Annotated in this window: 20 protein-coding genes; 17 read left to right on the forward strand and 3 right to left on the reverse strand. The window is 57.9% G+C overall.

Translation table 11 applies throughout. The features are described 5' to 3' along the window. From AAAX34_RS05290 to hflX, 14 genes are all read left to right on the forward strand, one after another. Positions 1-2,781 (forward strand): DNA translocase FtsK 4TM domain-containing protein, encoded by a 2,781-nt coding sequence (locus AAAX34_RS05290; RefSeq protein WP_349110303.1) that lies wholly within the window; start codon positions 1-3, stop codon positions 2,779-2,781. Continuing rightward, positions 2,781-4,292, forward strand: a complete 1,512-nt coding sequence (locus AAAX34_RS05295) for a helix-turn-helix transcriptional regulator (protein ID WP_349110304.1) — start codon at positions 2,781-2,783, stop codon at positions 4,290-4,292. Before AAAX34_RS05290 ends, AAAX34_RS05295 begins: the two co-directional genes overlap by 1 nt. A gap of 26 nt (positions 4,293-4,318) precedes the next feature. Further along, positions 4,319-4,816: a YajQ family cyclic di-GMP-binding protein gene (locus tag AAAX34_RS05300; RefSeq protein ID WP_022094699.1), complete on the forward strand. Its 498-nt coding sequence runs from the start codon at positions 4,319-4,321 to the stop codon at positions 4,814-4,816. Between the two features lie 27 nt (positions 4,817-4,843). Beyond that, positions 4,844-6,193 (forward strand): 30S ribosomal protein S12 methylthiotransferase RimO, encoded by a 1,350-nt coding sequence (gene rimO / locus AAAX34_RS05305; protein WP_349110306.1) that lies wholly within the window; start codon positions 4,844-4,846, stop codon positions 6,191-6,193. A gap of 9 nt (positions 6,194-6,202) precedes the next feature. Beyond that, a complete protein-coding gene (gene pgsA / locus AAAX34_RS05310) occupies positions 6,203-6,841 on the forward strand; it encodes a CDP-diacylglycerol--glycerol-3-phosphate 3-phosphatidyltransferase (protein WP_118079882.1) in 639 nt (212 codons plus the stop codon). A 27-nt stretch (positions 6,842-6,868) separates the two neighbouring features. Beyond that, complete coding sequence (locus tag AAAX34_RS05315) at positions 6,869-7,384, forward strand: CinA family protein (RefSeq protein WP_349110308.1); 516 nt, start codon at positions 6,869-6,871, stop codon at positions 7,382-7,384. Positions 7,385-7,641: 257 nt separating this feature from the next. Then, positions 7,642-8,790 carry a recombinase RecA gene (gene recA / locus AAAX34_RS05320; protein WP_117746573.1) on the forward strand — a complete coding sequence of 383 codons (1,149 nt, stop codon included), beginning with the start codon at positions 7,642-7,644 and terminating at the stop codon, positions 8,788-8,790. Positions 8,791-8,801: 11 nt separating this feature from the next. Then, the gene (locus AAAX34_RS05325) at positions 8,802-9,494 is read left to right on the forward strand and encodes a regulatory protein RecX (RefSeq protein ID WP_195544602.1); all 693 of its coding nucleotides are present in this window, start codon (positions 8,802-8,804) and stop codon (positions 9,492-9,494) included. A gap of 257 nt (positions 9,495-9,751) precedes the next feature. Next, positions 9,752-11,302: a ribonuclease Y gene (gene rny / locus AAAX34_RS05330; protein ID WP_271738238.1), complete on the forward strand. Its 1,551-nt coding sequence runs from the start codon at positions 9,752-9,754 to the stop codon at positions 11,300-11,302. 1 nt (position 11,303) lies between these two features. Next, positions 11,304-12,389, forward strand: coding sequence for an ATP-binding protein (locus tag AAAX34_RS05335; RefSeq protein ID WP_271738239.1), 1,086 nt, complete (start codon positions 11,304-11,306; stop codon positions 12,387-12,389). Positions 12,390-12,463: 74 nt separating this feature from the next. Continuing rightward, positions 12,464-12,781 carry a stage V sporulation protein S gene (locus AAAX34_RS05340; protein WP_118079896.1) on the forward strand — a complete coding sequence of 106 codons (318 nt, stop codon included), beginning with the start codon at positions 12,464-12,466 and terminating at the stop codon, positions 12,779-12,781. 65 nt (positions 12,782-12,846) lie between these two features. Beyond that, positions 12,847-14,217, forward strand: coding sequence for a tRNA (N6-isopentenyl adenosine(37)-C2)-methylthiotransferase MiaB (gene miaB, locus AAAX34_RS05345; protein ID WP_349110309.1), 1,371 nt, complete (start codon positions 12,847-12,849; stop codon positions 14,215-14,217). After that, on the forward strand, positions 14,217-15,155 hold the full coding sequence (gene miaA / locus AAAX34_RS05350; protein WP_349110310.1) for a tRNA (adenosine(37)-N6)-dimethylallyltransferase MiaA: 939 nt from the start codon (positions 14,217-14,219) through the stop codon (positions 15,153-15,155). Before miaB ends, miaA begins: the two co-directional genes overlap by 1 nt. Then, the gene (hflX, locus tag AAAX34_RS05355) at positions 15,155-16,444 is read left to right on the forward strand and encodes a GTPase HflX (protein ID WP_349110312.1); all 1,290 of its coding nucleotides are present in this window, start codon (positions 15,155-15,157) and stop codon (positions 16,442-16,444) included. The genes miaA and hflX overlap by 1 nt, the downstream gene beginning before the upstream one ends. Here hflX and AAAX34_RS05360 read toward each other — a convergent pair. Beyond that, a complete protein-coding gene (locus AAAX34_RS05360) occupies positions 16,429-17,133 on the reverse strand; it encodes a heparan-alpha-glucosaminide N-acetyltransferase (protein ID WP_349110313.1) in 705 nt (234 codons plus the stop codon). The two genes, hflX and AAAX34_RS05360, sit on opposite strands and share 16 nt — an antisense overlap. After that, positions 17,133-17,777: a transcriptional repressor LexA gene (gene lexA / locus AAAX34_RS05365; RefSeq protein ID WP_349110314.1), complete on the reverse strand. Its 645-nt coding sequence runs from the start codon at positions 17,775-17,777 to the stop codon at positions 17,133-17,135. The genes AAAX34_RS05360 and lexA overlap by 1 nt, the downstream gene beginning before the upstream one ends. A 163-nt stretch (positions 17,778-17,940) precedes the next feature. Here lexA and AAAX34_RS05370 point away from each other — a divergent pair, with 163 nt between their 5' ends. The 3 genes from AAAX34_RS05370 to dut are packed head-to-tail and all read left to right on the forward strand — an operon-like array spanning position 17,941 to position 19,333. Beyond that, the gene (locus AAAX34_RS05370; protein ID WP_349110316.1) at positions 17,941-18,390 is read left to right on the forward strand and encodes a LysM peptidoglycan-binding domain-containing protein; all 450 of its coding nucleotides are present in this window, start codon (positions 17,941-17,943) and stop codon (positions 18,388-18,390) included. Between the two features lie 51 nt (positions 18,391-18,441). Next, entirely contained in the window at positions 18,442-18,885 is a 444-nt protein-coding gene (gene nrdR, locus AAAX34_RS05375) for a transcriptional regulator NrdR (RefSeq protein ID WP_055285168.1), read from the forward strand. Positions 18,886-18,889: 4 nt separating this feature from the next. After that, complete coding sequence (dut, locus tag AAAX34_RS05380; protein WP_349110317.1) at positions 18,890-19,333, forward strand: dUTP diphosphatase; 444 nt, start codon at positions 18,890-18,892, stop codon at positions 19,331-19,333. A 460-nt stretch (positions 19,334-19,793) separates the two neighbouring features. On the opposite strand, the gene AAAX34_RS05385 is transcribed toward dut, so the two are convergent. Further along, positions 19,794-21,095 carry a glycosyltransferase gene (locus AAAX34_RS05385; RefSeq protein ID WP_349110318.1) on the reverse strand — a complete coding sequence of 434 codons (1,302 nt, stop codon included), beginning with the start codon at positions 21,093-21,095 and terminating at the stop codon, positions 19,794-19,796. Positions 21,096-21,191 lie beyond the last annotated feature (96 nt).

A 21,191-nucleotide genomic window follows, 5' to 3' on the forward strand; every position in this document is an offset into this window, starting at 1 on the left:
TTGGCGCGCGGATCTGCACAAAACGCCAAAGGCAATAAAGCCAACAACCAACCGGCATCTGCTAAGGGTGCCGGTTCCCATCTTCGTGCCAATAAGGGCCACGAGACCGACTTCGACGATTTTGAGCCCCTGGTCGAGCCCTCGGCCAACCGCGATATCGCCGGCGTGGTCATCGCCGTTTTGGCGATTGCGTCCTTCATTGCCGTGATTTCGCCGGCGACTGCACCCGTTACGGCTGCGGTTGCCGGTTTCTACCACCTGGGCTTTGGTCTGGGCGCCTACGTGCTGCCGATCGTTATTTTGCTGTTTGCCGCCACGCTCTTTTTAGGCGAGGACTCGCCGCTCAACGTGCGCTCTGTTGCGGGCGGAGCCGTGGTCTTTATCGCCGTCGTCTCCATTCTTTCGCTGATGGTGCCGGGTACGAGTGTCTCGTGTGACCTTATGTTCACGCCGCAAAATTTGTCCGCCTCGGGTGGCTACATCGGTGCGTTTATTGCGAGTGCGCTGCAGAATGCCCTGGGTAAGCCTATCGCGATGGTAGTCCTGTTGGGCCTTGTCGTCGTGGGCTTGGTCATCATCGGCTTTTCGGTGGGTGGCGTGCTGCGCTCTGCTCGCGACCGTGCGGCCGATTTTGCCGAGCGCCGTCGTGCCGATGTCAACGCCAGCCCGTGGGGTGACGACGAAGCCCTGTCGGTGCCCGGCGTTGCCCGTCCGCACCTGAGCATTCTTCGTCAAAAGGGCTACGATGCTGCCGTGACCACGGTCATGGGCAACGATGTGGACCCGGTTTTGGACGATGACGACGAGGACGAGAATCCGTTTGTCGACGTGTCCGAGTCGGTTGAGGTTGAGCGCGCTAAGACGACGCTGCTGCCGCGCCGCCATGCCAAGAAGGGCAAGGCTGCGCCTAAGCTCAATACAAGCGAGCCCGACCCGTCTTGGTCCGATAGCGAGATTGAGCTCACCGAGGGCGATGACGAGGACGACGAGGCTCCGATTGAGACCGCAAAGACAACTTTGCTGCCGCGTCGCCATGCAAAGCGCGACCAGGTAACCGGCCAGCTTTCGATGGAAGACGACCCCGATAAGATCGACGAGTTCGAGCCGCCGTTTGCCGTGAATCCTGTCTCGGCAGCACCTCAGATTCCCGACTTCTTGAAGCATCCCAAGGTTGCCGATGCGCCTGCCTCGAGTGCCGTCGAATCGGCTGCGGCTAGCGATGGGGGAGCGGACGGTGGCGCCGCAGATAACGAGGGCGAAGAAGAGGACGGCCTCAAGCTTCCGCCGCTCGAAATCCTGCATGCCAACCCGCAGTCGGCTTCCGCCGCGTCTTCGGACAAGGAGTTGGAGCAGACCGCTGAGTCACTGCAATCCACCTTGCTTGAGTTTGGCCGCAGTGCCCGCGTGGTCGGCTGGATCGCCGGCCCCACGGTGACGACCTTTAAGCTGCAACCTGGTGAGGGCGAGCGCGTGAGCAAGATTTCGAGCCTCGAGGACGATATCGCGCTTTCGCTCGCTGCCCAGTCGGTACGTATCTTTGCCCCGATCCCCGGCACCTCGCTCGTGGGCATCGAGATTCCCAACCGCAAGCGCCAGAACGTCAACCTGGGCGACGTGCTGCCCTATGTGAAGGGCGGTCCGCTCGAGCTCGCCATCGGCCGCGATGCCGAGGGCACGCCGGTTGTCGCCGACCTTGCCAAGATGCCCCACCTGTTGATTGCCGGTACGACCGGTTCTGGTAAGTCGGTGATGATCAACTCCATCATCACGACTCTGCTCATGCGTACTCTTCCCGAGGACGTTCGCCTGATCATGGTCGACCCCAAGCGCGTCGAGCTTGCGGGCTATAACGGACTGCCGCATCTCTATGTGCCCGTGGTGACCGAGCCCAAGCAGGCCGCGAGCGCTCTGCAATGGGCCGTGTCCGAGATGGAGCGTCGCCTGAAGGTCTTCGAGCGTCTCAACGTGCGTAAGATCTCGACCTACAACGAAAAGCAGGCCGCCGGCGAGTTTGAGCATTACGACAATCCGCCGCAAAAGATGCCCTACCTGGTCATCATCATTGACGAGCTCTCGGACCTGATGATGGTCGCCGGTAAGGATGTCGAGGCCTCGATCGTGCGTATTGCACAGCTGGGCCGTGCCGCCGGTATTCATCTTATCGTGGCCACGCAGCGTCCCAGCTCAAACGTGGTGACGGGCCTCATCAAGGCCAACATCACCAATCGCATCGCCTTTAACGTCGCCACGGGCATCGACTCGCGCGTCATCATCGACCAGATGGGTGCCGAAAAGCTTACCGGTTTGGGCGACATGCTGTTCTCCAAGGTCGACTGGGGCAAGCCTCGCCGTATCCAGGGCTGCTTTGTCTCGGACGATGAAATCAATGAGATTGTCGAGTTCGTCAAGTCGCAGAGCGAGCCCGACTACCACGAGGAGATTCTGTCTGCCGTGGCGCCCGCTTCCATGTCCATGGCGGGTGGCGGCGGCATTGTCCGCACCGGAGTAGCCGAGCCGCAAGACGATGATCCGCTCATTTGGGAAGCCGCCCATATTGTGGTGGAATCGCAGCTTGGCTCCACATCTGGCCTGCAACGTCGTCTGAAGGTTGGCTACGCGCGTGCCGGGCGTATTATGGACATGCTGGAAGAAAAGGGTGTCGTCGGCCCGCCCGACGGTTCCAAGCCGCGCGAGGTCCTGTTGGACGAGGAGGGGCTTGCCGCGCTGGAGTCTGTCGACGCCGAGATGGCACGTGAAGATCGTGAGTTTGGAGGATTCTGATGGCTGCACGCTTTGGTGACATGCTGCTCGAGCAGCGTCGCCGAATGGGCCTTTCCATTCAGCAGGTCGCCAACACCATCAAAATCAGGCCGCAGATCATCGAGTTTTTCGAGACCGGTAACTTTGCTTCGATGCCGCCGCGCGGCTATGCGCAGGGCATGATTTCGAGCTATGCTCGCTTTTTGGGCCTCAATCCGCGCGAGGTCGTCAATGCCTACTTTGACGACCTGATGGCATACGAACGCGAGACGTCGCAGCAGGGCGGTCGTTTTCAGGACGCCGCCGGCTACGTCAATTCGCGTTCCTCGGTCGACAACGGGCGCTTCCTGATGGTTCAGGGCGGTCGTTCGACCCGCTATGGACAGCGTCCTCAGCAGGCCGGTTATATTACCGAGACGGGTTCGGGCGAGGAGATTCGCTCACAGCGTGACCGGTTCCGCAGTACGCCGATGCCCGAGGACCGTGCACTTCCCGCTGCCCGCGGTGTAGCGCGTGACCCTCGTGCCGGCTACGGCGACGGCGGCTATTCCGATCGCGGTTACCGTGGTGCCTCCGCCGGACGCTCTCGCGGTGGCTATGCGGATGCCGATACCACGCAGGTGACGCCGCGTCTTCGCTCTCAATCACAGCCGTATGGCCAGCGCTCTTCGGCTCCGCGTTCGGGCCAGCGTGGCTATCAATGCCGCGGTGAGCTTGCGCCCCGCTCGGGTCAACGCAGCCTTCAGGGCCAGGGCGGCTATCGCGGCCGTCCCGATAGCAATCGCGGTCGTATGCCTCAGGGAGGCGGCCGCAGCAGTTCCGGTCGTGGACGCGGCGGGTCACGTACTCCTCAAAACAACGGGCTCGATCCGCGTATCATCTACGCCGGCATCGGTGCCGTTGCGCTGCTGTTGATTGTGCTCATCGTGGTGCTTCTGCGTGGCTGCGCATCTTCGACGCCCGAGACCACGCCCGAGACGCCCGCTGCTACCAAGACGACGACCAAGAAGTCTTCTAAGAAGACCGAAACGGTTGACGAGGACGAAGACACCGATGAGGCGACGGATGAGTCGACCGATTCGGACGCCACCAAGACGACGGCTAAAAAGGAAGAGAACGAGGTAACGAAGGTCAAGGTCTCCGTTGCCAAGGGAAAGACCGCGTGGATTGAGGTCAAGGTCGACGGCAAGTCGGTCTATGGCGCCCAGGCGACTGGCCCCTTTGAGCAGGAGTACACGCCCGAGTCCTCGATCGAGATCACCACGTCCAAGCCTTCCGATGTCACCGTTACCAAGAACGGTGAAAAGGTTCGTTACGATACCAAGACCTCGGGCGTGGCGCGTGTGACGATCACCGTTCCCAAGAAGGAGACGACTGATTCCGAGAATGGTGAAAGTTCTGATGGTACCGACACCACCGATGGTACCGATACCACCGACGGTACCGATGCCCAGTCCACGGATGGCGCCGATACCGCAACTGACGGTCAGACGCCCACCGATTCTACCGACTATTCGTACGATAGCTACTAAGCCGCTCGTACGCGAAAGGAAACATCATGGCTAAAGATTCCAGCTTCGACGTCGTGTCCGAGGTCAACATGCAAGAGGTCGACAACGCCTTCCAGCAGACCACGCGCGAGATTTCCCAGCGCTATGACCTTAAGGATTCTGGCGCCACGATCGAGCTTTCGAAGGGCGACAAGCTCTTTACGATCAACGCCCCGGCCGACTTTGTCTCCAAACAGATTATCGACGTGTTGAGCTCCAAGCTCATCAAGCGCGGCATCGACCTCAAGGCTGTCTCGTGGGATGCTCCGCAGGCGGCGTCGGGCGGCACCGTGCGCGTGCTCGGCCATATCGTCGAGGGTATCGACCAGGCGACCGCCAAGAAGATCAACAAGGACATCAAGGACCAAAAGCTCAAGGTCAAGGTGACCATCGAGGCCGACAAACTGCGTGTTTCCTCTGCTTCGAAGGACGCGTTGCAGACCGTGATCCAGTTCCTGCGCGACCAGGACTACGGCCAGCCGCTGCAGTTCACCAACTACCGCTAATATCAATCGAAAGGACCGCTCTCCAACATGGATACACCGTTGGGCTCCGTGCTCTACATCACCCTCGGGTGCGCTAAGAACGAGGTTGACACCGACCGCATGCGTTCTCTTTTGACCGCCGCGGGCTACGAGGAGGCATTCGATCCGCAGGATGCCGATATCGCTATCGTTAACACGTGCTCGTTTCTCGCCTCGGCGACGTCCGAGAGTATCGAGACCACGCTCGAGCTCGCTAACGAGGTGCAGGACGGCGTTCGCGCCTGCCCCATCGTCATGTGCGGTTGCGTGCCGTCTCGTTACGGCGACGACCTGCCCGACGAGCTTCCCGAGGTCGCGGCCTTTGTGAAGGCCGATGAGGAAGACGGTATCGTCTCAGTCATCGATGACGTTCTTGGCGTGGAGCGCGAGATCGCGGCCTATATCCCGCAGGTCAAGCGTACCGTCGAGGGTGCCGTTGCCTACGTCAAGATTTCCGATGGCTGCAATCGTTTTTGCAGCTTCTGCATGATCCCCTATATTCGCGGTCGCTATCATTCGCGCAATGCCGAGAGCATTATCTCCGAGGTGCGTGACCTGGTTGCCGGCGGTGTGCGCGAGATCGTGCTGATCGGCCAGGACACGGGCATTTGGGGCACCGACTTTGCCGACGAGGACGTCGCCGAGGGCTCGCCGCGCAATCTGGCGCAGCTGCTGCGTGCCGTCGCCGAGGCTGTGCGCCCGCATAACGTCTGGGTCCGCGTGCTCTATCTGCAGCCCGAGGGCATGACCGACGAGCTTATCGAGACGATTCGCGATACGCCTGAGGTGCTGCCCTATATCGATATCCCCGTACAGCACTGCGATGCGCGCATCCTCAAGGCCATGCGTCGCTCCGGTTCGCGCCAGGAGCTCGAGGATCTGTTCCGCGACCTTCGCGAGCGCATCCCCGGTATTGTGATTCGCTCCACGGCCATGGTTGGCTTCCCGACCGAGACCGACGACGAGTTTCGCGATCTTATCGACTTTATGGACACCGTCGGCTTTGACTACACGAGCGTTTTCGCCTACTCGCGTGAGGAGGGCAGCCTGGCCGCCAAGATGGAGGGCCAGGTCGATGAGGAGGTCAAGCTCGAGCGTGCCCAGGAGGCCATGGATCTGGCCGAGTCGCTCGGTTTTGCCGCCACGGCGGCCCATGTGGGCGAGCGCGCCCAGGTGATCGTCGATGGCATCGAAGAGACTGAGGACGGCGCCGAGCTGATCGGTCACGCCTGGTTCCAGGCGCCCGATTCCGATGGCGCGGTGCATCTGGACGCCAGCGAGGCGTCCGTGGGCGATATTCTGACCGTCGAGTTTACCGATAGCTTCTGCTATGAGCTTATCGGTCATGTTGTGGAGTAGGAGAGCGTTGTGGCAAACGAGAGCAATAAGGAACTGACGAGTGTTTGGACGCCCGCCAACATCGTGACGTGCGTTCGCATCGTCTTTATCCCGGTGTTCATGATCGTCTCGGCTCTGTCTCACGCGAGCGTTGCCGGTACGGACTGGAGCACCTTCGACGGTCCGCTTGCAGCCGCCGCCTTCATTCTGTATGTGATCCTGTCGTGCACCGATAAGGTCGACGGTTATCTGGCGCGCTCGCGCAACGAGATCACCGATTTCGGCAAGTTCTTGGACCCCATCGCCGACAAGCTGCTGGTGTTCTCGGCCCTGCTGCTGTTCCTTGATTTTGGCGCGGTGACCGTGTGGTCCGTGTTCATCATTCTGTTCCGTGAGCTGCTGGTGAGCGCCCTTCGCATGGTCGCGAGTGCTGCCGGTGTAGTCGTTGCCGCCGATAAGCTCGGCAAGTACAAGACGGCGACCACGATGGTCTCTATCTGCGGCTATCTGTGCGTCTTTGCGATGGCCGGTCTTCAGCTGGGGCCGGTGTCGCTGCTGCTCGGTGTCTATTCGGTGTCGCGCTTCCTGTACGTCATCGCCGTGATTTTGACCATTGTCTCGGGTGCCCAGTACTTCTGGAACTGCCGTAAGATCGTCTTTTCGGTCTAGGTCCTGGTGGATATGACGGAGTCTTATTTGCAGATCGCCGCAAACAACGAGGAGTTGGCGCGCGATATTGTCGATCACGCGAGTGCCCATGGTGTGACGGTGTCGACGGCGGAGTCGCTGACGGCGGGCATGATCGCCTCGACGATTGCCGATATCCCGGGTGCCTCGGCGGTGCTTCGTGGCGGTGCGGTGACCTACTGCGATGAGATCAAACATCGCGTGCTCGGCGTCGAGCAGGAAACGCTCGATCAGTTTAGCGCCGTGTCGCACCAGACGGCGCGTGAGATGGCCGCGGGCTCGTTGGACCTCTATCAGAGCGATATAGCCGTAAGCGCAACGGGCTACGCTGGACCCGGTGGTGGCACCGAGCAAGACCCCGCCGGTACGTTCTATATTGGCTGGGCGTATCGCGCGGCCGATGGTGGAGCGCCGGTTGTCGAGTCTGCACGCTCTCATTACGAGGGCGATCGGTCGTGCGTTCGTGCTTGTGCGGTCGCGGAGGCTTTGGGACGCATTGTCCGTGTGCTCAATTCTATGGAATAGACGTGGTTTAAGGGGCCTTTGGGCCCCTTAATTGTGGAGATAGAGACCTTTGACGGTATTGGTGTTTGCGCTGGTATAAGGCCTAAATTTGTTCGAGCACCTGTATTTGTGATTGGCGTGGTCAAGCGTTTGGTCGGTGATTGGTCGGCGTTTGGTCGGGTTTTGGAATGGTCGGGTACATATGATGAATCTGAACGGTTGACCACGAACAGCCGTTCGTTTATTATCGTTTCAGGTTGTTAAGAGGAGGGCTATTCATGGCCAAGAATTCAGGTCCCGTACGTACCGTTCATGCACGCACGACGGGTAAAGAGCGCGACGAGATGATCGCCACCACCAAGGCCGAGATCGAGAAGAAGTTCGGCCAGGGCTCTATTATGAGGTATGGCGACGGTGGTCCCGAGCTCGAGGTCGAGGCTATTCCGACGGGCTCTCTGGCGCTCGATGCCGCTTTGGGCATCGGCGGCGTGCCGCGCGGCCGTATCGTCGAGATTTATGGCCCCGAGTCCTCCGGTAAGACGACGCTTTCGCTCGAGATTCTTGCAGAGGCTCAGGCCATGGGCGGCGTTGTTGCATTTATCGATGCCGAGCACGCGCTTGATCCCACCTATGCCGCGCGCATCGGTGTTGATATTGATGAGGTCCTAATTTCCCAGCCCGATACGGGCGAGCAGGCGCTCGAGATCGTCGATATGCTTGTGCGCTCCGGTGCCATCGACGCCATCGTCGTCGACTCTGTTGCCGCCTTGACTCCGCGTGCCGAGATCGAGGGCGAGATCGGTGACACGACGGTGGGTCTGCAGGCTCGTTTGATGAGCCAAGCGCTCCGCAAGCTCGCCGGCTCACTTTCCAAGTCCAATACAACCTGCATCTTCATTAACCAGCTGCGCGAGAAGATCGGCGTCATGTTCGGCAACCCCGAGACCACCACGGGCGGCCGCGCACTCAAGTTCTTCTCTTCCGTGCGAATTGATATTCGCAAAATCGATACCATCAAGCTCAAGGACGAGGTTATCGGCAATCGCGTGCGTGCCAAGGTCGTTAAGAACAAGGTGGCGGCTCCGTTCCGTTCGGCCGAGTTTGACATCATGTATGGCACCGGCATCTCCAAAGAGGGCTCGATTTTGGATATGGCTGTTGAGTGCGGCATCTGCAAAAAGATGGGGTCCTGGTTTGCCTATGGCGAGGACAAGCTCGGTAACGGTCGCGAGGCCGCCAAGACGTTCCTACGCGAGCACCCCGATTGCGCCGACGAGATCGAGCACAAAGTTCGCCTTGCCTGCGGCCTTGAGTATGACGATGATGCCCCCTCCGAGGTTGAGTTGACCGACCAGCCTGCCCCCGAGGAGTTTGATGAACTGTACGCCATCGATGGCTCCGCGATGCTCGACGATGACGACGAGTAGCGGATGCCGACATGTCGTATACGGTGACCGAGGCCACGGTCGTCTTTCCTGATAAGAAGGCGGCCTCCTCGTTCTCGAGCGGTTATGCGTCTAAAAAGCCCTGCGCGCATATCGATTGCGATCTCGAGGGCGGATTTGAACGTTCCATTTGGATTCCCGTGCGCGTGGCGCGCCTGTACGTTAAGAACCGCCCCGACCTTCCCTGTGATTGGGATGACTTTCGCGAGGCTGTGCAGCTTATCGAACGTAAATGTGCGCTCACTATGGTGACCGAGATGCTTTCGCGCCGCGATCATGCCACGGGCGAGGTGCGCGATAAGTTGGCGCGCTATGGCTTTCGACAGCCTGCGATCGATTTTGCAGTTGCTCGAGCGACCGAGTATCGTTTTTTGGATGAGAACCGCTTTTGTTCGTACTTTATTGAAGAGCGTAAGCGTCGCGGCTGGGGACAGCGTAAGATCGAGGCTGAACTCAAGCGCCGTCATGTCGTACTTGACGATATCCCCGGGTATCCAGAGGATTATTTTGCCGTGGATGACGACTTGGCTCGTGCGTCGGCCTTGCTCGCTAAACGTCGCGTTCCCGAAGCGCGTGCATTCGAAAAGCTCGTCAGGTTTTTGATGGGTAAGGGCTTTTCGTATCACATCGCCGCCGATGCCGTTAAGGTGCGGCTCGATGCCTCAAGCGAGGAATGCGCCGTGTAAGCGTGCACATGGTACGCCCCTGCCGTTCACCGCTTGATAGGCGCCGTGCCGGGTGCGTTTATTTGACAGTTGTTGCGGTTCAACGTAGGATAAATACTGTCATTTGCTTTGTGATATGTGCTCATCTGTGATGAGTTTGTTTATTTGTTTATCTGTATCCGACCCGCATAAGCTGCGCCCATATTACTCAAATGTCGCGAGCCGTTCGTAAGGACGGTTCGCTTTGCTGTGTAACGAATCCATAAAAAGGAGTGAGCATGCCTATCATTGCAGCGCTCGTTGGCCTCGTTTTGGGTGCCATCGCCGCCATTGCCTACATGCGCACCGCCAAGCAGGGTAGTCTTCACGAGGCCGACGAAAAGATTCAGTCGGCAAACGCGCAGGCAGAGTCCCTGATCGGTGATGCAAAGCGTCAGGCCGAGACCCTCAAAAAAGAGGCTCTGCTCGAGGCTAAGGAAGAGATCATCAAGAACAAGCAGGCCGCCGAGGCCGAGGACAAGCAGCGTAAGAGCGAGATTCGCACGCTCGAAAACCGCGTGATGCAGCGCGAGGAATCGCTCGATCGTCGCAACGATGCGCTCGACAAGCGTGAGCATCAACTGTCCAGCCAGGCTGGTCAGGTCGAGAAGCGCTCTCGCGAGCTTGAGGAGCTCTGCGCCAAGCAGACTTCCGAGCTTGAGCGTATTGCCGACCTTACGCGCGAGGACGCTCACAAGGAGCTGCTCGACAAGGTCCGCGGCGAGGTTACCCACGAGGCGGCCACCATCATCCGCGAGTCCGAGCAGCAGGTCCGCGCCGAGTGCCACAAGACCGCTCAGGAGATTCTCTCCCTGGCGATTCAGCGTTGCGCCGCAGACCATACCGCCGAGGTCACCGTCACTTCCGTGCATATTCCTTCCGATGACCTTAAGGGTCGTATCATCGGTCGTGAGGGTCGCAACATCCGCACCTTTGAGCAGGTGTCCGGTGTCAACCTCGTGATTGATGACACCCCCGAGACCGTTGTGCTTTCGAGCTTCGATCCGGTCCGTCGTGAGACTGCCCGTGTGGCGCTCGAGAACCTCATTGCCGATGGCCGCATTCACCCCGCTCGCATCGAGGAGATGTACCACAAGGCCGCCGACTTGGTTCAGCAGCGTGTGCGCGAGGCCGGCGAGCAGGCCGCCTTCGATACCGGTATCCACGACCTGCATCCCGAGATCGTCAAGACCCTGGGCGCTCTGCGCTACCGCACCTCGTTTGGTCAGAACGTGCTGCAACACTCGCTTGAGGTCTCCGACCTTTGCGGCGTGATGGCCTCTGAGCTTGGTCTGGATGTTGTGACCGCCAAGCGCGCCGGCCTTCTGCACGACCTGGGCAAGGCCATCGACCACGATGTTGAGGGCCCGCATGCTGTCATTGGCGCCGAGCTTGCCCGCCGTTATGGCGAGAAGCCCGTTATCGTCCACGCGATCGAGGCCCATCATGCCGATGTCGACCCCAACACGGTGCTCGACGTTCTGGTCCAGGCTGCCGATGCCGTTTCCGCTTCTCGTCCCGGCGCCCGTCGCGAGTCGGCCGAGAACTACATCAAGCGCCTTGAGAAGCTCGAGGAGATTGCCAACTCTCACGACGGCGTCGAGCGTACCTATGCCATGCAGGCCGGTCGCGAGGTTCATGTCATGGTTCAGCCGGACAAGATCTCCGATGCTCAGTCCACGGTGCTTGCGCACGATATCGCCCATCAGATCGAGGAAGAGATGGAGTATCCCGGTCAGGTGCGCGTCGTCGTGATTCGCGAGAGCCGTGCCGTCGATATCGCTAAATAACATGAACGACGCGAACGAGCTCATCTCATTTATCGCGTCGATGTCGGGGGAGGGCAACCTTCGCGTCGAGGAAAACCTTGGCGAGGGGTATGTCCGCCTCCGCGTTTCGGAGGCCGAGCGCCGTCAGGCCAAGCATGACATTCAGCATGTAGAGGACATTGTCATTGAGATGCTGCGTAATGCTCGTGATGCCGGAGCCGATAAGGTCTATCTTGCCACGACCAAGGAGGAGGGTGTTCGCACCCTCCTCTTCCTGGATAACGGTTCGGGTGTGCCGCAGGATATGCAGGAGCGTATCTTCGATGCCCGTGTTACCTCCAAGCTCGAGAGCATGAAAATGGACCGTTGGGGTGTTCACGGTCGTGGTATGGCGCTGTTCTCTATCAGGCAGAACACGGATGAGGCACGCGTTGTTACATCGGGCGTCGATTTGGGTTCCGCATTTAAGGTGTGCGTTGCCACCGATCGTTTGGGCGAGCGAGCCGACCAGTCTAGCTGGCCTCAGGCGGTTAAAGACGAAGACGGTCGCTATGTATGCGCTCGTGGCCCTCACAACATCATTCGCGCAGCCTGCGAGTTTGCCCTTGAGGAACTGCGTGGCTGCGATGTGTATCTGGGCTCTCCGTCCGAGATTGCTGCGACCCTGTACGCTCAGGCTTCGAGCCGTCTCGATACGTCGCGCCTGCTCTTTATCGACGACGAGTGCGAGCTTCCGGTGATCGATCGTTTGGGCCTTGCCTCGGATGCCGAAGACTTTATCCGGATCTGCTCCGGGCTGGGTCTCGAGATGTCCGAGCGCACTGCCCACCGTATTCTGTCGGGACAGATTAAGCCCGTCCGCGGCGTGACCGCGCGTCTGCTGCGCGAGCGCGATTCCACCTCGCATGCGCCGGCTCCCGTCGATCTTGCCAAGGACCGTCGAGGCCTTCGCATCGCCAAGGATGACATGGCTCAGTTTTCGCGTGCTGTCGAGCGTGACTTTAACGACCTTGCCGCCCGGTATTACCTCAATCTGTGCGGCGACCCTAAGATTCGCGTTTCGCGTGATCGCATCACGGTGACGTTCGATCTCGCCAAAGAGGAATAAAATCTTTACCGAGTCCGCTCGGTACGATACAGTTATTGCAGTTAAAACGTACTTTTAAACGCAGGAGTTTCTTCATGGATTGCCTGAAGGTATCAAGCAAATCATCGCCCGCGTCCGTTGCCGGCGCCATTGCCGGCATGGTCAAAGATGGCGTTCCCGTCAACATTCAATGCGTCGGCGCCGGTGCCGTCAACCAGGCCATCAAGGCTGTCGCCATCGCGCGCGGTTTTCTGATTCCGACCGGCTTCGATGTCTCCTGCGCGCCGGTGTTCTCCGACATCCTCATTAACGGAGAGTCGCGCACGGCAATTCGTCTCTCTATCTACGTTCACCAGATTAATCGGGCTGCTATGGATAACGTCGTTATGGACGACGTTAAGCCTGTTGCGTAAGCGAGTCATCTGCACGCTTGTAGCACCTATGCGCCCCGTCGATACCATCGTTAGGATGTAAGCTCATGGACCAGCGTTCCGTACGCGATATTCTTGCCGGTAAAACCTACTTTATCCGCACGTTCGGCTGTCAGATGAATCAGCACGACTCCGAGCGCGTGAGTGGTTTGCTCGATTCTTATGGCTGTCTTATGGCGCTCGATCCCGAGCATGCCGATATTGTAGTGTTCATGACGTGCTGTGTTCGCGAGGCTGCCGATACGCGCCTGTATGGTCAGTGCAATTCCTGCAAGAGTCTTCCTCCTTCGCCTTCGGGTAAGCGCGTGGTCGCCGTGGGCGGCTGCATCGCCCAGCGCGATGGCGAGGGCTTGCTCACTAACGTCGATAACGTCAACGTCATTTTTGGTACCCATTCCATTGCTCACGTGGCTGAGCTTATCGCCGAGGCGTTTATGGATGGCAAGCGTCATATCCGCACGAACGAGCATGAGGATACCGACGCCATGAGTATGCCGTGGCACCGCGAGACGCAGTATCACGCGTGGGTGCCCATCATGACGGGCTGCAACAACTTTTGTACGTACTGCATCGTGCCGTACGTCCGTGGTCGCGAGAAGAGCCGTCCCTTCGAGGAGATTGTCGACGAGGTGACCGGGCTCGTGCGTCAGGGCGTGCGCGAGATTACGCTTCTGGGCCAAAACGTTAACTCCTACGGTCGCGATCTCTTTGGCAAGCCGCGCTTTGCCGATCTGCTGCGCGCGGTGGGCGATACGGGCGTCGAGCGTATCTTCTTTACCTCTTCGCATCCTAAGGATCTGCTGCCCGAGACCATTGATGCTATGGCCGAGACGCCTGCTGTCATGCCGCAGCTTCACCTGGCCGTTCAGTCGGGTTCCACGCGCATCCTTAAAGAGATGAATCGTCGTTATACACGTGAGGATTATCTGGGCCTGGTCGATCGTATTCGTAACCGTATGCCCGATATTGCGCTTTCAACCGACATCATCGTGGGTTTCCCGGGCGAGACCGAGGAAGACTTTGAGCAGACGCTCTCGCTTGCCGAGACGGTGCGCTATGCTCAGGCCTATACGTTTATTTACTCCAAGCGCGCCGGTACCCCGGCAGCTGAGATTTATGATCCCACCCCGCATGAGGTTATCCTTGAGCGCTTTAACCGTCTGGTCAAGGTTATCGAGACGACGGCACACGAGTATAACCAGGGCGAGCTTCACACCGTGGTGCCTGCACTTATTGAGGGTACGAGCAAGAAGAACGACGCTGTCCTTCTGGGCAAGAGCCCCAAGAACCAGACGGTGCATGCGCCGATTCCTACTGGCTATAGCATCGATCAGCTCATCGGCAAAATCGTCGATGTTGATATTGATGTCGCCAAGACGTGGTATCTGTCTGGCTCCGTCGTAGGCGAGCCTCGCTAATGATTTCTCCCGGTGCAAGCCTTTCTGCCGTAGCGATTGTCGGTCCGACGGCGGTCGGAAAAAGCGATGTTGCCGACCGCCTGGCTGCTCGTCTATCGTCCGAGGTGTTGTCGTGCGATGCGATGCAAATCTATCGCGGTATGGACATCGGTACGGCCAAGATGATGCCCGAGGAGTACTCTGCACCTCTGCGTCTTGTCGATATCGTGGATCCGGGTGTCGCATATTCTGCCGCGCTTTATCAGTCGGACGCCCGAGCGCATATCGAGCGTTTGCTTGGCGAGCAGCGTCTTCCGGTCTTTTGCGGCGGTACGGGCCTGTATCTCAAGGCTGCACTCGATGAAATGGATTTTCCTTCGGGTGATCTCGAGGACGAACGTCGCGCGGGCTACCAGGAGCTTGCCGAGCGCATTGGTGAGGAGGCACTGCATGCTCTGCTTGCCGAGCGCGACCCCGAATCGGCTGCCGTGATTCATCCCCATAACGTGCGTCGTGTGATTCGTGCGCTCGAGATGCACGATGACGGTGTGTCGTATGCCGAGCAGAAGTCGAAATTCAGCGTTCCGCGTGAGCGTTATCATGCCTTGTGGTTTGGTCTGACGCGTAGCCGTAAATTGCTCTATGAGCGCATTAACCTGCGTGTCGACCTTATGTTTGAGCAGGGGCTGGTTGGTGAGGTCCGTGGCCTTATGGACCAGGGCCTAGGTGATGCACTGACGTCGATGCAGGCAATCGGTTACAAAGAGATTATTGATGCCTTGCGAGGCACTATTTCCATGGATGAGGCCCGCGATCTTATCAAGATGCGCTCACGTCGCTATGCCAAGCGCCAGCTATCCTGGTTTAAGCGTGACGATCGTATCGTGTGGTTCGATATGGATGAGTTTACGATCGATGAGGTCGTTGATGATATCTACCGTCGTATTGAGGCTGCCTAATGGCACGTTTTCCCTTGGTCTCTACGGCGCCTGAACCTGAGCGCGCCATCTTGGTTGGTGTTGAGTGGCGCGATAACGCCTGGCCGCTCGACCGTTCGCTCGATGAGCTCGAGCGCTTGGCTCACACTGCTGGAGCCCAATGCGTGGCACGCTTGTCGCAGCACCTGGTCAAGCCCTATCCCAAATCGTTTATCGGCTCCGGAAAGGTCGAGGAGCTGTGCGGCTTGGTGCATCGCATGGATGCGGATGTTGTTATCTTCGATGACGACCTGACGCCTTCGCAGCAGTCCTATCTTGAGAAGGCCGTGGGCGAACCGGTCAAGATTATTGACCGTACGGCGTTGATTTTGGATATCTTTGGCCTGCATGCCCAGACGCGTGAGGGCCGCTTGCAGGTGCAGCTGGCACAGTTGCAGTATCTGCTGCCTCGTCTGCGAGGTATGTGGAGCCATCTTGCTAAGGAACAGACGCGTGGCGGTATTGGCTCGCGCTTTGGCCAGGGTGAAAGCCAGCTCGAGGTCGACCGTCGCCTGATTCGCAATAAGATCGCAGCTCTTCGACGTGAACTGAAGCAGGTTGAACAACGTCGTGATGTGCAATCGAAAAGTCGTATTGAATCGCCGGCGTTTCGCGTGGCGTTGGCTGGCTACACCAATGCCGGTAAGTCGACGTTGCTTAATCGATTGACGGGATCCAAGGTACTTTCGCAGGATAAGCTGTTTGCCACGCTCGACCCCACGACGCGCTCGTACCGTTTACCCGGTGGCCGTGGCATGACGATCACCGATACCGTTGGCTTTATTCAAAAGCTGCCCCATGGCCTGGTCGACGCGTTTAAATCTACGCTTTCCGAGGTACTCGGCGCCGATTTGATACTTAAAGTTGTAGATGCTTCCGATGAGGATTACGAGCGTCAGCTCGAGGCGGTTGATCGTGTCCTTGATGAGATTGGTGCCGGTGAGCGCCTGACGCTTACCGTGTTCAATAAAATTGATCTGCTCGATAGCGTCGATCGCTTGAGCTTTCGCCGGCGCTATCCCGAGGCGGCGCTGTTCTCGGCTCAGACGGGTGAGGGCCTTGATGACTTAGTCGACCGCATCGCTCGTGAAGCGGCCGCTACGGACGTGTTGCTCTCGGCCGATATTCCGTATCGAGAGGGCGCGTTAATCACGCTCGTGCACGAGCAAGGAACCCTTCTGCACGAGGAATACCTCGAGGACGGCGTTCGTATTGTGGCAAAGCTTCCGGCCCGTATCGCACCACGTCTTGAGCGTTACCGAACGGAATAAATCAGCTCCAGTACGCCCAAGATAACCGGTTGATGAAGCAGGTAGAACGGCAGTGCATGGCCTCCGAGGCTTGCGAGCGCCGGGATGGGATTCTCATAGGCCCATGCTGGCGCTTCACGGTTTGCTTTTTGTGCCGTGCGGGCGGCAAAGAAGCCTGTGAGGTACATAAATAAGAAGGGTATGAGCGGATAGTAATCACCGGAGACAAAGTCTGGACCTGGGAAACCTAGCCAAGCTAGATAGGGGATAGGGTAGACCGCTTTAGGAATGCTCCAGGTGAAGGCAAAGAGTATAAGGCAAATCGGTATACCCAAGCTCGTCGGCACCCTATCGAGAATCGGGCGCGTAAGTGCAACAATGGCAGTGCACGCCGCCATGCAGAAAATGATGCCGAAGTTCACTGAGTCATCGACTGAGACAAGCGTCGTCGCGAGCCACACAACTAAAGCAGCGGCTGCATATTTAGCGGCACGTTTGATGTTGTTGCGCGAGAGGGTACACATCCAGCCGGCAATAAACAAAAATACCCAACTGATGCTGGCACGCCAGATGTCTTGGAAGATGGTCTGGGTAAACCAGGGCATATCCCAACCATATAGGTAGACAAGGTCGTAGCAGGTATGAAATCCCGCCATCGACAGCATGGTAAACCCGCGAATGGTATCAAAGACCGTGATGCGTTTTTGCATTACGAAAACCGGCGCATCAAACCGACGACCTTGCCCAGAATCGTGGGATTTGTCGCGTAGATAGGCTCCATGGTGTCGTTTTCGGGCTGCAGGCGAACGCGTCCCTGCTCCTTGTAGAACGTTTTGACCGTTGCAGAACCATCGATCATGGCCACGACAATCTCACCATTCATGGCGCTCTTCTGCTCGCGAACGATGATGTAGTCGCCGTTATAGATACCGACGTTAATCATCGAATTGCCGTGGACCTCGAGGATAAAGGAACCCTGGTCCGTTGCGATCTCGGTTGGGATGGTAAAGGTATCCTCGATATTCTGCTCGGCAAGGATGGGAATCCCTGCGGCGACACGGCCTACGAGAGGCAGCGATACGGTGCCGCGGGGCGCCGTGGGCTCCTCGGATTTTGAGATGGAGACGGAAGATCCGTCCTCGTCAAAGAGCTCGAGAGCGCGAGGCTTGGTGGCGTCACGCTTGAGCAGGCCGCGTGCTTCGAGTGCGGAGAGATGAGCATGTACGGTGCTAGGGGAGGAAAGGCCCACGGCCGAAGCCATCTCGCGCACACTGGGCGGATAGCCCTTCTCCTGCTGATATTCCTTGATGAAGTCGTAAATTTGCTGCTGACGCTTGGTAATTTTGCGAGCCATCAGGGATTCCTCTCTACCCATACCAAACAAATGTTCTATTTTTGCTTGACAGGAACAACTGTTCGAAGATAATAATAACCGAACACTCGTTCCCGCGCTAGACTTTTTTGTCCCCGCGGCTTGATAAAACAGTTCTCGTCAAAACAAGCGAGAGGAGAACAGAATGAACGCAGCGGATATGGTCCAGGGAAACCTCGCTCTTAAACTTGAGGTGCCCGCCACGCCTGCCTTTACGGTCGTGAAGGGCGGACGCTCTCATTTTCAGGCTGTGGCCACTAAACCCGTTCGCACCCAGTGTGCGTCCGCTGCTTTGGCTCCTGTTGCCCTGAAGGCCTCGACGATTGTTGCTGTTGCTGTAGCGTTCACCCTGTTCTTCGTGCTCGCCACGTCAGTTTTTTCTGCTCGCCATGCAGCATATGCCGATTCCGTAGCTAACGTTACCTACGAGACTGTTCGTGTGCAGTCCGGCGATTCCCTGTGGTCGCTTGCCCAGGAGCATCCTATCGATGGCCTTTCCACGCAGGAGACTTCCGACATGATTCGTAGCGTCAATCACCTCGATCGCGGCTCTCTTGATGCCGGTGTAGTTCTGAAAGTTCCGACTCGTTCGTAAGATTTCGGCTCGGTCGCATGGTACCCTTGTTATCGTTTAAGAGGAGGTACCATGCGCTGTCCCAAATGCGGCAAAGCACATACCCGCGTTGTCGATTCCCGTATGCAGGAGTCGAACAACACTATCAAGCGCCGTCGTGAATGTTGTTCGTGCAATTATCGTTTTACGACGTTCGAGCGCTGCGAAGATCCCATCGAGGTTATCAAATCCGACGGATCAAAGCAGCGGTTCGATCGCAACAAGCTGCTGGTCGGTCTGATGCGCGCCACGATTAAGCGCGATATCGACACGAAAAAGCTCAACGAGATCATCGATGATATCGAGGTGGAGCTGCGTTCCCGTACGCTGACGGCCGTTACGTCCCACGAACTGGGCGATATGGTGCTTAAGCGCTTGGCTAAGATCGACAAGGTGGCCTACATTCGATTTGCCTCGGTCTATCGCGATTTCAAAGACGTCGACGAGTTTTTGCAAGAGCTCGACAAGCTAAGGTGATTTCATGTCCAACATTACCGTTAACATTAAGCGTCTCGATCCCACGGTCGAGCTTCCCAAATACGCTCATCCCACAGATGCCGGTCTTGACCTCCGCGCCAATGAAGATTGCATCCTCAAGCCCTTTGAGCGCCGATTGGTCTCCACTGGCTTGGCCATTGCGCTGCCCGATGGCTACGCCGGCTTTGTCCAGCCCCGCAGCGGCCTAGCAATTAAGCAGGGCCTGTCTATAGTCAACACGCCCGGTCTCATCGATGCTCACTATCGAGGCGAGCTTAAGGTCATCCTCATCAACCTGGATCCCACCAACAATATTCAGATCAACAAAGGTGACCGCATCGCCCAGCTCGTCATCCAAGAAGTCCCCACGGTCAATCTCGTAGAAGTAGAAGAACTAGACAAAACCGACCGAGGAGCCGGCGGTTTCGGTTCTAGCGGCGTATCCTAGTCGTTTACGTACTGTCCGCTGACCGGCCCGACCCGCCTATATATCATCCCATGCTCAAACATTCTCGCGGGGCGCTCGTATCCCTCCCGCCCACCTCTCACACATATCATTCCATGCTCAAACATTCTCGCTTCGCTTCGCTCGCTGCGAAACTGCGCGTGGAACGATATGTGAGAGAGGCGGGCGGGCGGCTACTCGCTTGAAAAACTATTTACATTCTAGTTAGCCGACGCGACAAAGGACTAGTCTCTTTGTCGCGTCGGCTAACTGTATTTATCTTTTCCGGTCTCTCCTTTGTTGGTTCTACTGGAGGGGAATCTAGTGTAGGTGCTAGTACGTAAACGCAGCTTGCCTGTGGGGGGGCATATATATCGTCCCGCGCGCAGTTTCGCAGCGAAGCGAGAATGTTTGAGCACGGGATGATATATATGCCCCCCACAGGCAAGCGGACAGTCCGAAGCTAGCGGATATGCGCGGGCTTCCCGCCCCAGTAGAAGCGGCAGAAGGCTCGTTTACGTTTTTGGGGCTTGCCTACAAGTTCCATGGTTGCAATGGCTATGTCCTCGGCTGCGCGTGGGCGTCGCAGCACTTCGCCATTGATGAGCAGTGCCTTGAGCGACTCCGGATGATCGTGGAGATGGCGCAGTGTCACGATGAGCTCGCGTGCGGTGGTGACATGCATGCTGGCGCCCATGCCGGTGAGCATGGTGGTGTTGGCCTTTTCCTGGCCATATGATTTGCCCAGTAGAATCATCGGCAGGTGTGCGCACAGGCATTCGGTAACAGTGAGTCCGCCCGATTTGAGAATTGCCAGGTCACAGCCGTGCATAAGCGCTGCCATGTCATCGACATAGTCAAGAACCGTGACGTTCTCGAGTTTCATGGCCTCGAAAAGCGTTTTGAGGCGGGTGGCATATTCGCCATCCTTGCCCGGCAAAAAGACAAAGTGCATGTCCTCGAAGCTGCGTAGGAAGGGGAGGGTGTGGTCCATCGCCGCGCGAAAGCGAACGTACGGTTGCGGTAAGCTGGCACCAGCCATTACCAGCACAATGGTCTTGTTGGTGGGGAGATTGAACTTCTTTAGCTCTTCCTCACGATTGTAATCCGTATCGAACCCGGCGCGAATGGGGATGCCTGTAATGCGGATCTTTGCCTCGGGAACCTTGCGGGGGCGGAGTGTTTCGGCCATAAACTCATTTGCCACGCAGAATAGGTCGGTGTCCTTATGGGGCCACCAGCCCTCGACCTCGTAATCGGTCGGTACGCAAATGACGGGATAATCGATGCCCGTAATGATGCGCGCGCCGACGGCGACGTTGGCTGCCGTGATGTGCGTGGCGACCACGGCAATGGGCCTACGAGTCCGAACGTACTCGTTAAATGCGGGGAACATGATGCGCGACCATGCCGTGCCACCGCCCCAAAGCAGGTGTCCGGTAAGGGTATAACGCCAGGTCAAGTCATAAATTGGGCGCGTGGCGCCGGTAAACGAGGCGGCCGTTTTGTTGCCGTCGAATTTTATGCGTCCAAAATCGAGGATATCGAGCACTTCAATCTCAACATCCTCGGGGATGCCATTGGTGCCGCGGATAAGGTCGAATGCCTGCGCAATCGCATTTGCGGCAGCCTTGTGGCCCGAGCCGACCGAGGCATGCACGATGGTCACGAGAGGTTTTTGCTGAGCCAAGAGCGTGGTTTGTTCCGATTGGGGAGTGCTGTGTGTGAGCAGGGGAGCGTCGTCGCGCGTCTGCGTTTGATCCATCGATAACTCCCCTTCATCTTAGTTTCGCAAGGAATCATTGTAGTGCATGAGTGTCACGTTCGTCTAAATTTGGGTATGAGCGCAAAGAACGCCAAT

This window comes from Collinsella sp. CLA-ER-H4 (assembly GCF_040092395.1).
Classification (GTDB): domain Bacteria; phylum Actinomycetota; class Coriobacteriia; order Coriobacteriales; family Coriobacteriaceae; genus Collinsella.

What these genes read in the sequence shown, in the direction of transcription:
- AAAX34_RS05295 (WP_349110304.1), top strand. Translation starts at nt 2,781, where the DNA reads ATGGCTGCACGCTTTGGTGACATGCTGCTCGAGCAGCGTCGCCGAATG.
- AAAX34_RS05300 (WP_022094699.1), top strand. Translation starts at nt 4,319, where the DNA reads ATGGCTAAAGATTCCAGCTTCGACGTCGTGTCCGAGGTCAACATGCAA.
- rimO (WP_349110306.1), top strand. Translation starts at nt 4,844, where the DNA reads ATGGATACACCGTTGGGCTCCGTGCTCTACATCACCCTCGGGTGCGCT.
- recA (WP_117746573.1), top strand. Translation starts at nt 7,642, where the DNA reads ATGGCCAAGAATTCAGGTCCCGTACGTACCGTTCATGCACGCACGACG.
- AAAX34_RS05325 (WP_195544602.1), top strand. Translation starts at nt 8,802, where the DNA reads ATGTCGTATACGGTGACCGAGGCCACGGTCGTCTTTCCTGATAAGAAG.
- rny (WP_271738238.1), top strand. Translation starts at nt 9,752, where the DNA reads ATGCCTATCATTGCAGCGCTCGTTGGCCTCGTTTTGGGTGCCATCGCC.
- AAAX34_RS05335 (WP_271738239.1), top strand. Translation starts at nt 11,304, where the DNA reads ATGAACGACGCGAACGAGCTCATCTCATTTATCGCGTCGATGTCGGGG.
- AAAX34_RS05340 (WP_118079896.1), top strand. Translation starts at nt 12,464, where the DNA reads ATGGATTGCCTGAAGGTATCAAGCAAATCATCGCCCGCGTCCGTTGCC.
- miaB (WP_349110309.1), top strand. Translation starts at nt 12,847, where the DNA reads ATGGACCAGCGTTCCGTACGCGATATTCTTGCCGGTAAAACCTACTTT.
- miaA (WP_349110310.1), top strand. Translation starts at nt 14,217, where the DNA reads ATGATTTCTCCCGGTGCAAGCCTTTCTGCCGTAGCGATTGTCGGTCCG.
- hflX (WP_349110312.1), top strand. Translation starts at nt 15,155, where the DNA reads ATGGCACGTTTTCCCTTGGTCTCTACGGCGCCTGAACCTGAGCGCGCC.
- AAAX34_RS05360 (WP_349110313.1), bottom strand. Translation starts at nt 17,133, where the DNA reads ATGCAAAAACGCATCACGGTCTTTGATACCATTCGCGGGTTTACCATG.
- lexA (WP_349110314.1), bottom strand. Translation starts at nt 17,777, where the DNA reads ATGGCTCGCAAAATTACCAAGCGTCAGCAGCAAATTTACGACTTCATC.
- AAAX34_RS05370 (WP_349110316.1), top strand. Translation starts at nt 17,941, where the DNA reads ATGAACGCAGCGGATATGGTCCAGGGAAACCTCGCTCTTAAACTTGAG.
- nrdR (WP_055285168.1), top strand. Translation starts at nt 18,442, where the DNA reads ATGCGCTGTCCCAAATGCGGCAAAGCACATACCCGCGTTGTCGATTCC.
- dut (WP_349110317.1), top strand. Translation starts at nt 18,890, where the DNA reads ATGTCCAACATTACCGTTAACATTAAGCGTCTCGATCCCACGGTCGAG.
- AAAX34_RS05385 (WP_349110318.1), bottom strand. Translation starts at nt 21,095, where the DNA reads ATGGATCAAACGCAGACGCGCGACGACGCTCCCCTGCTCACACACAGC.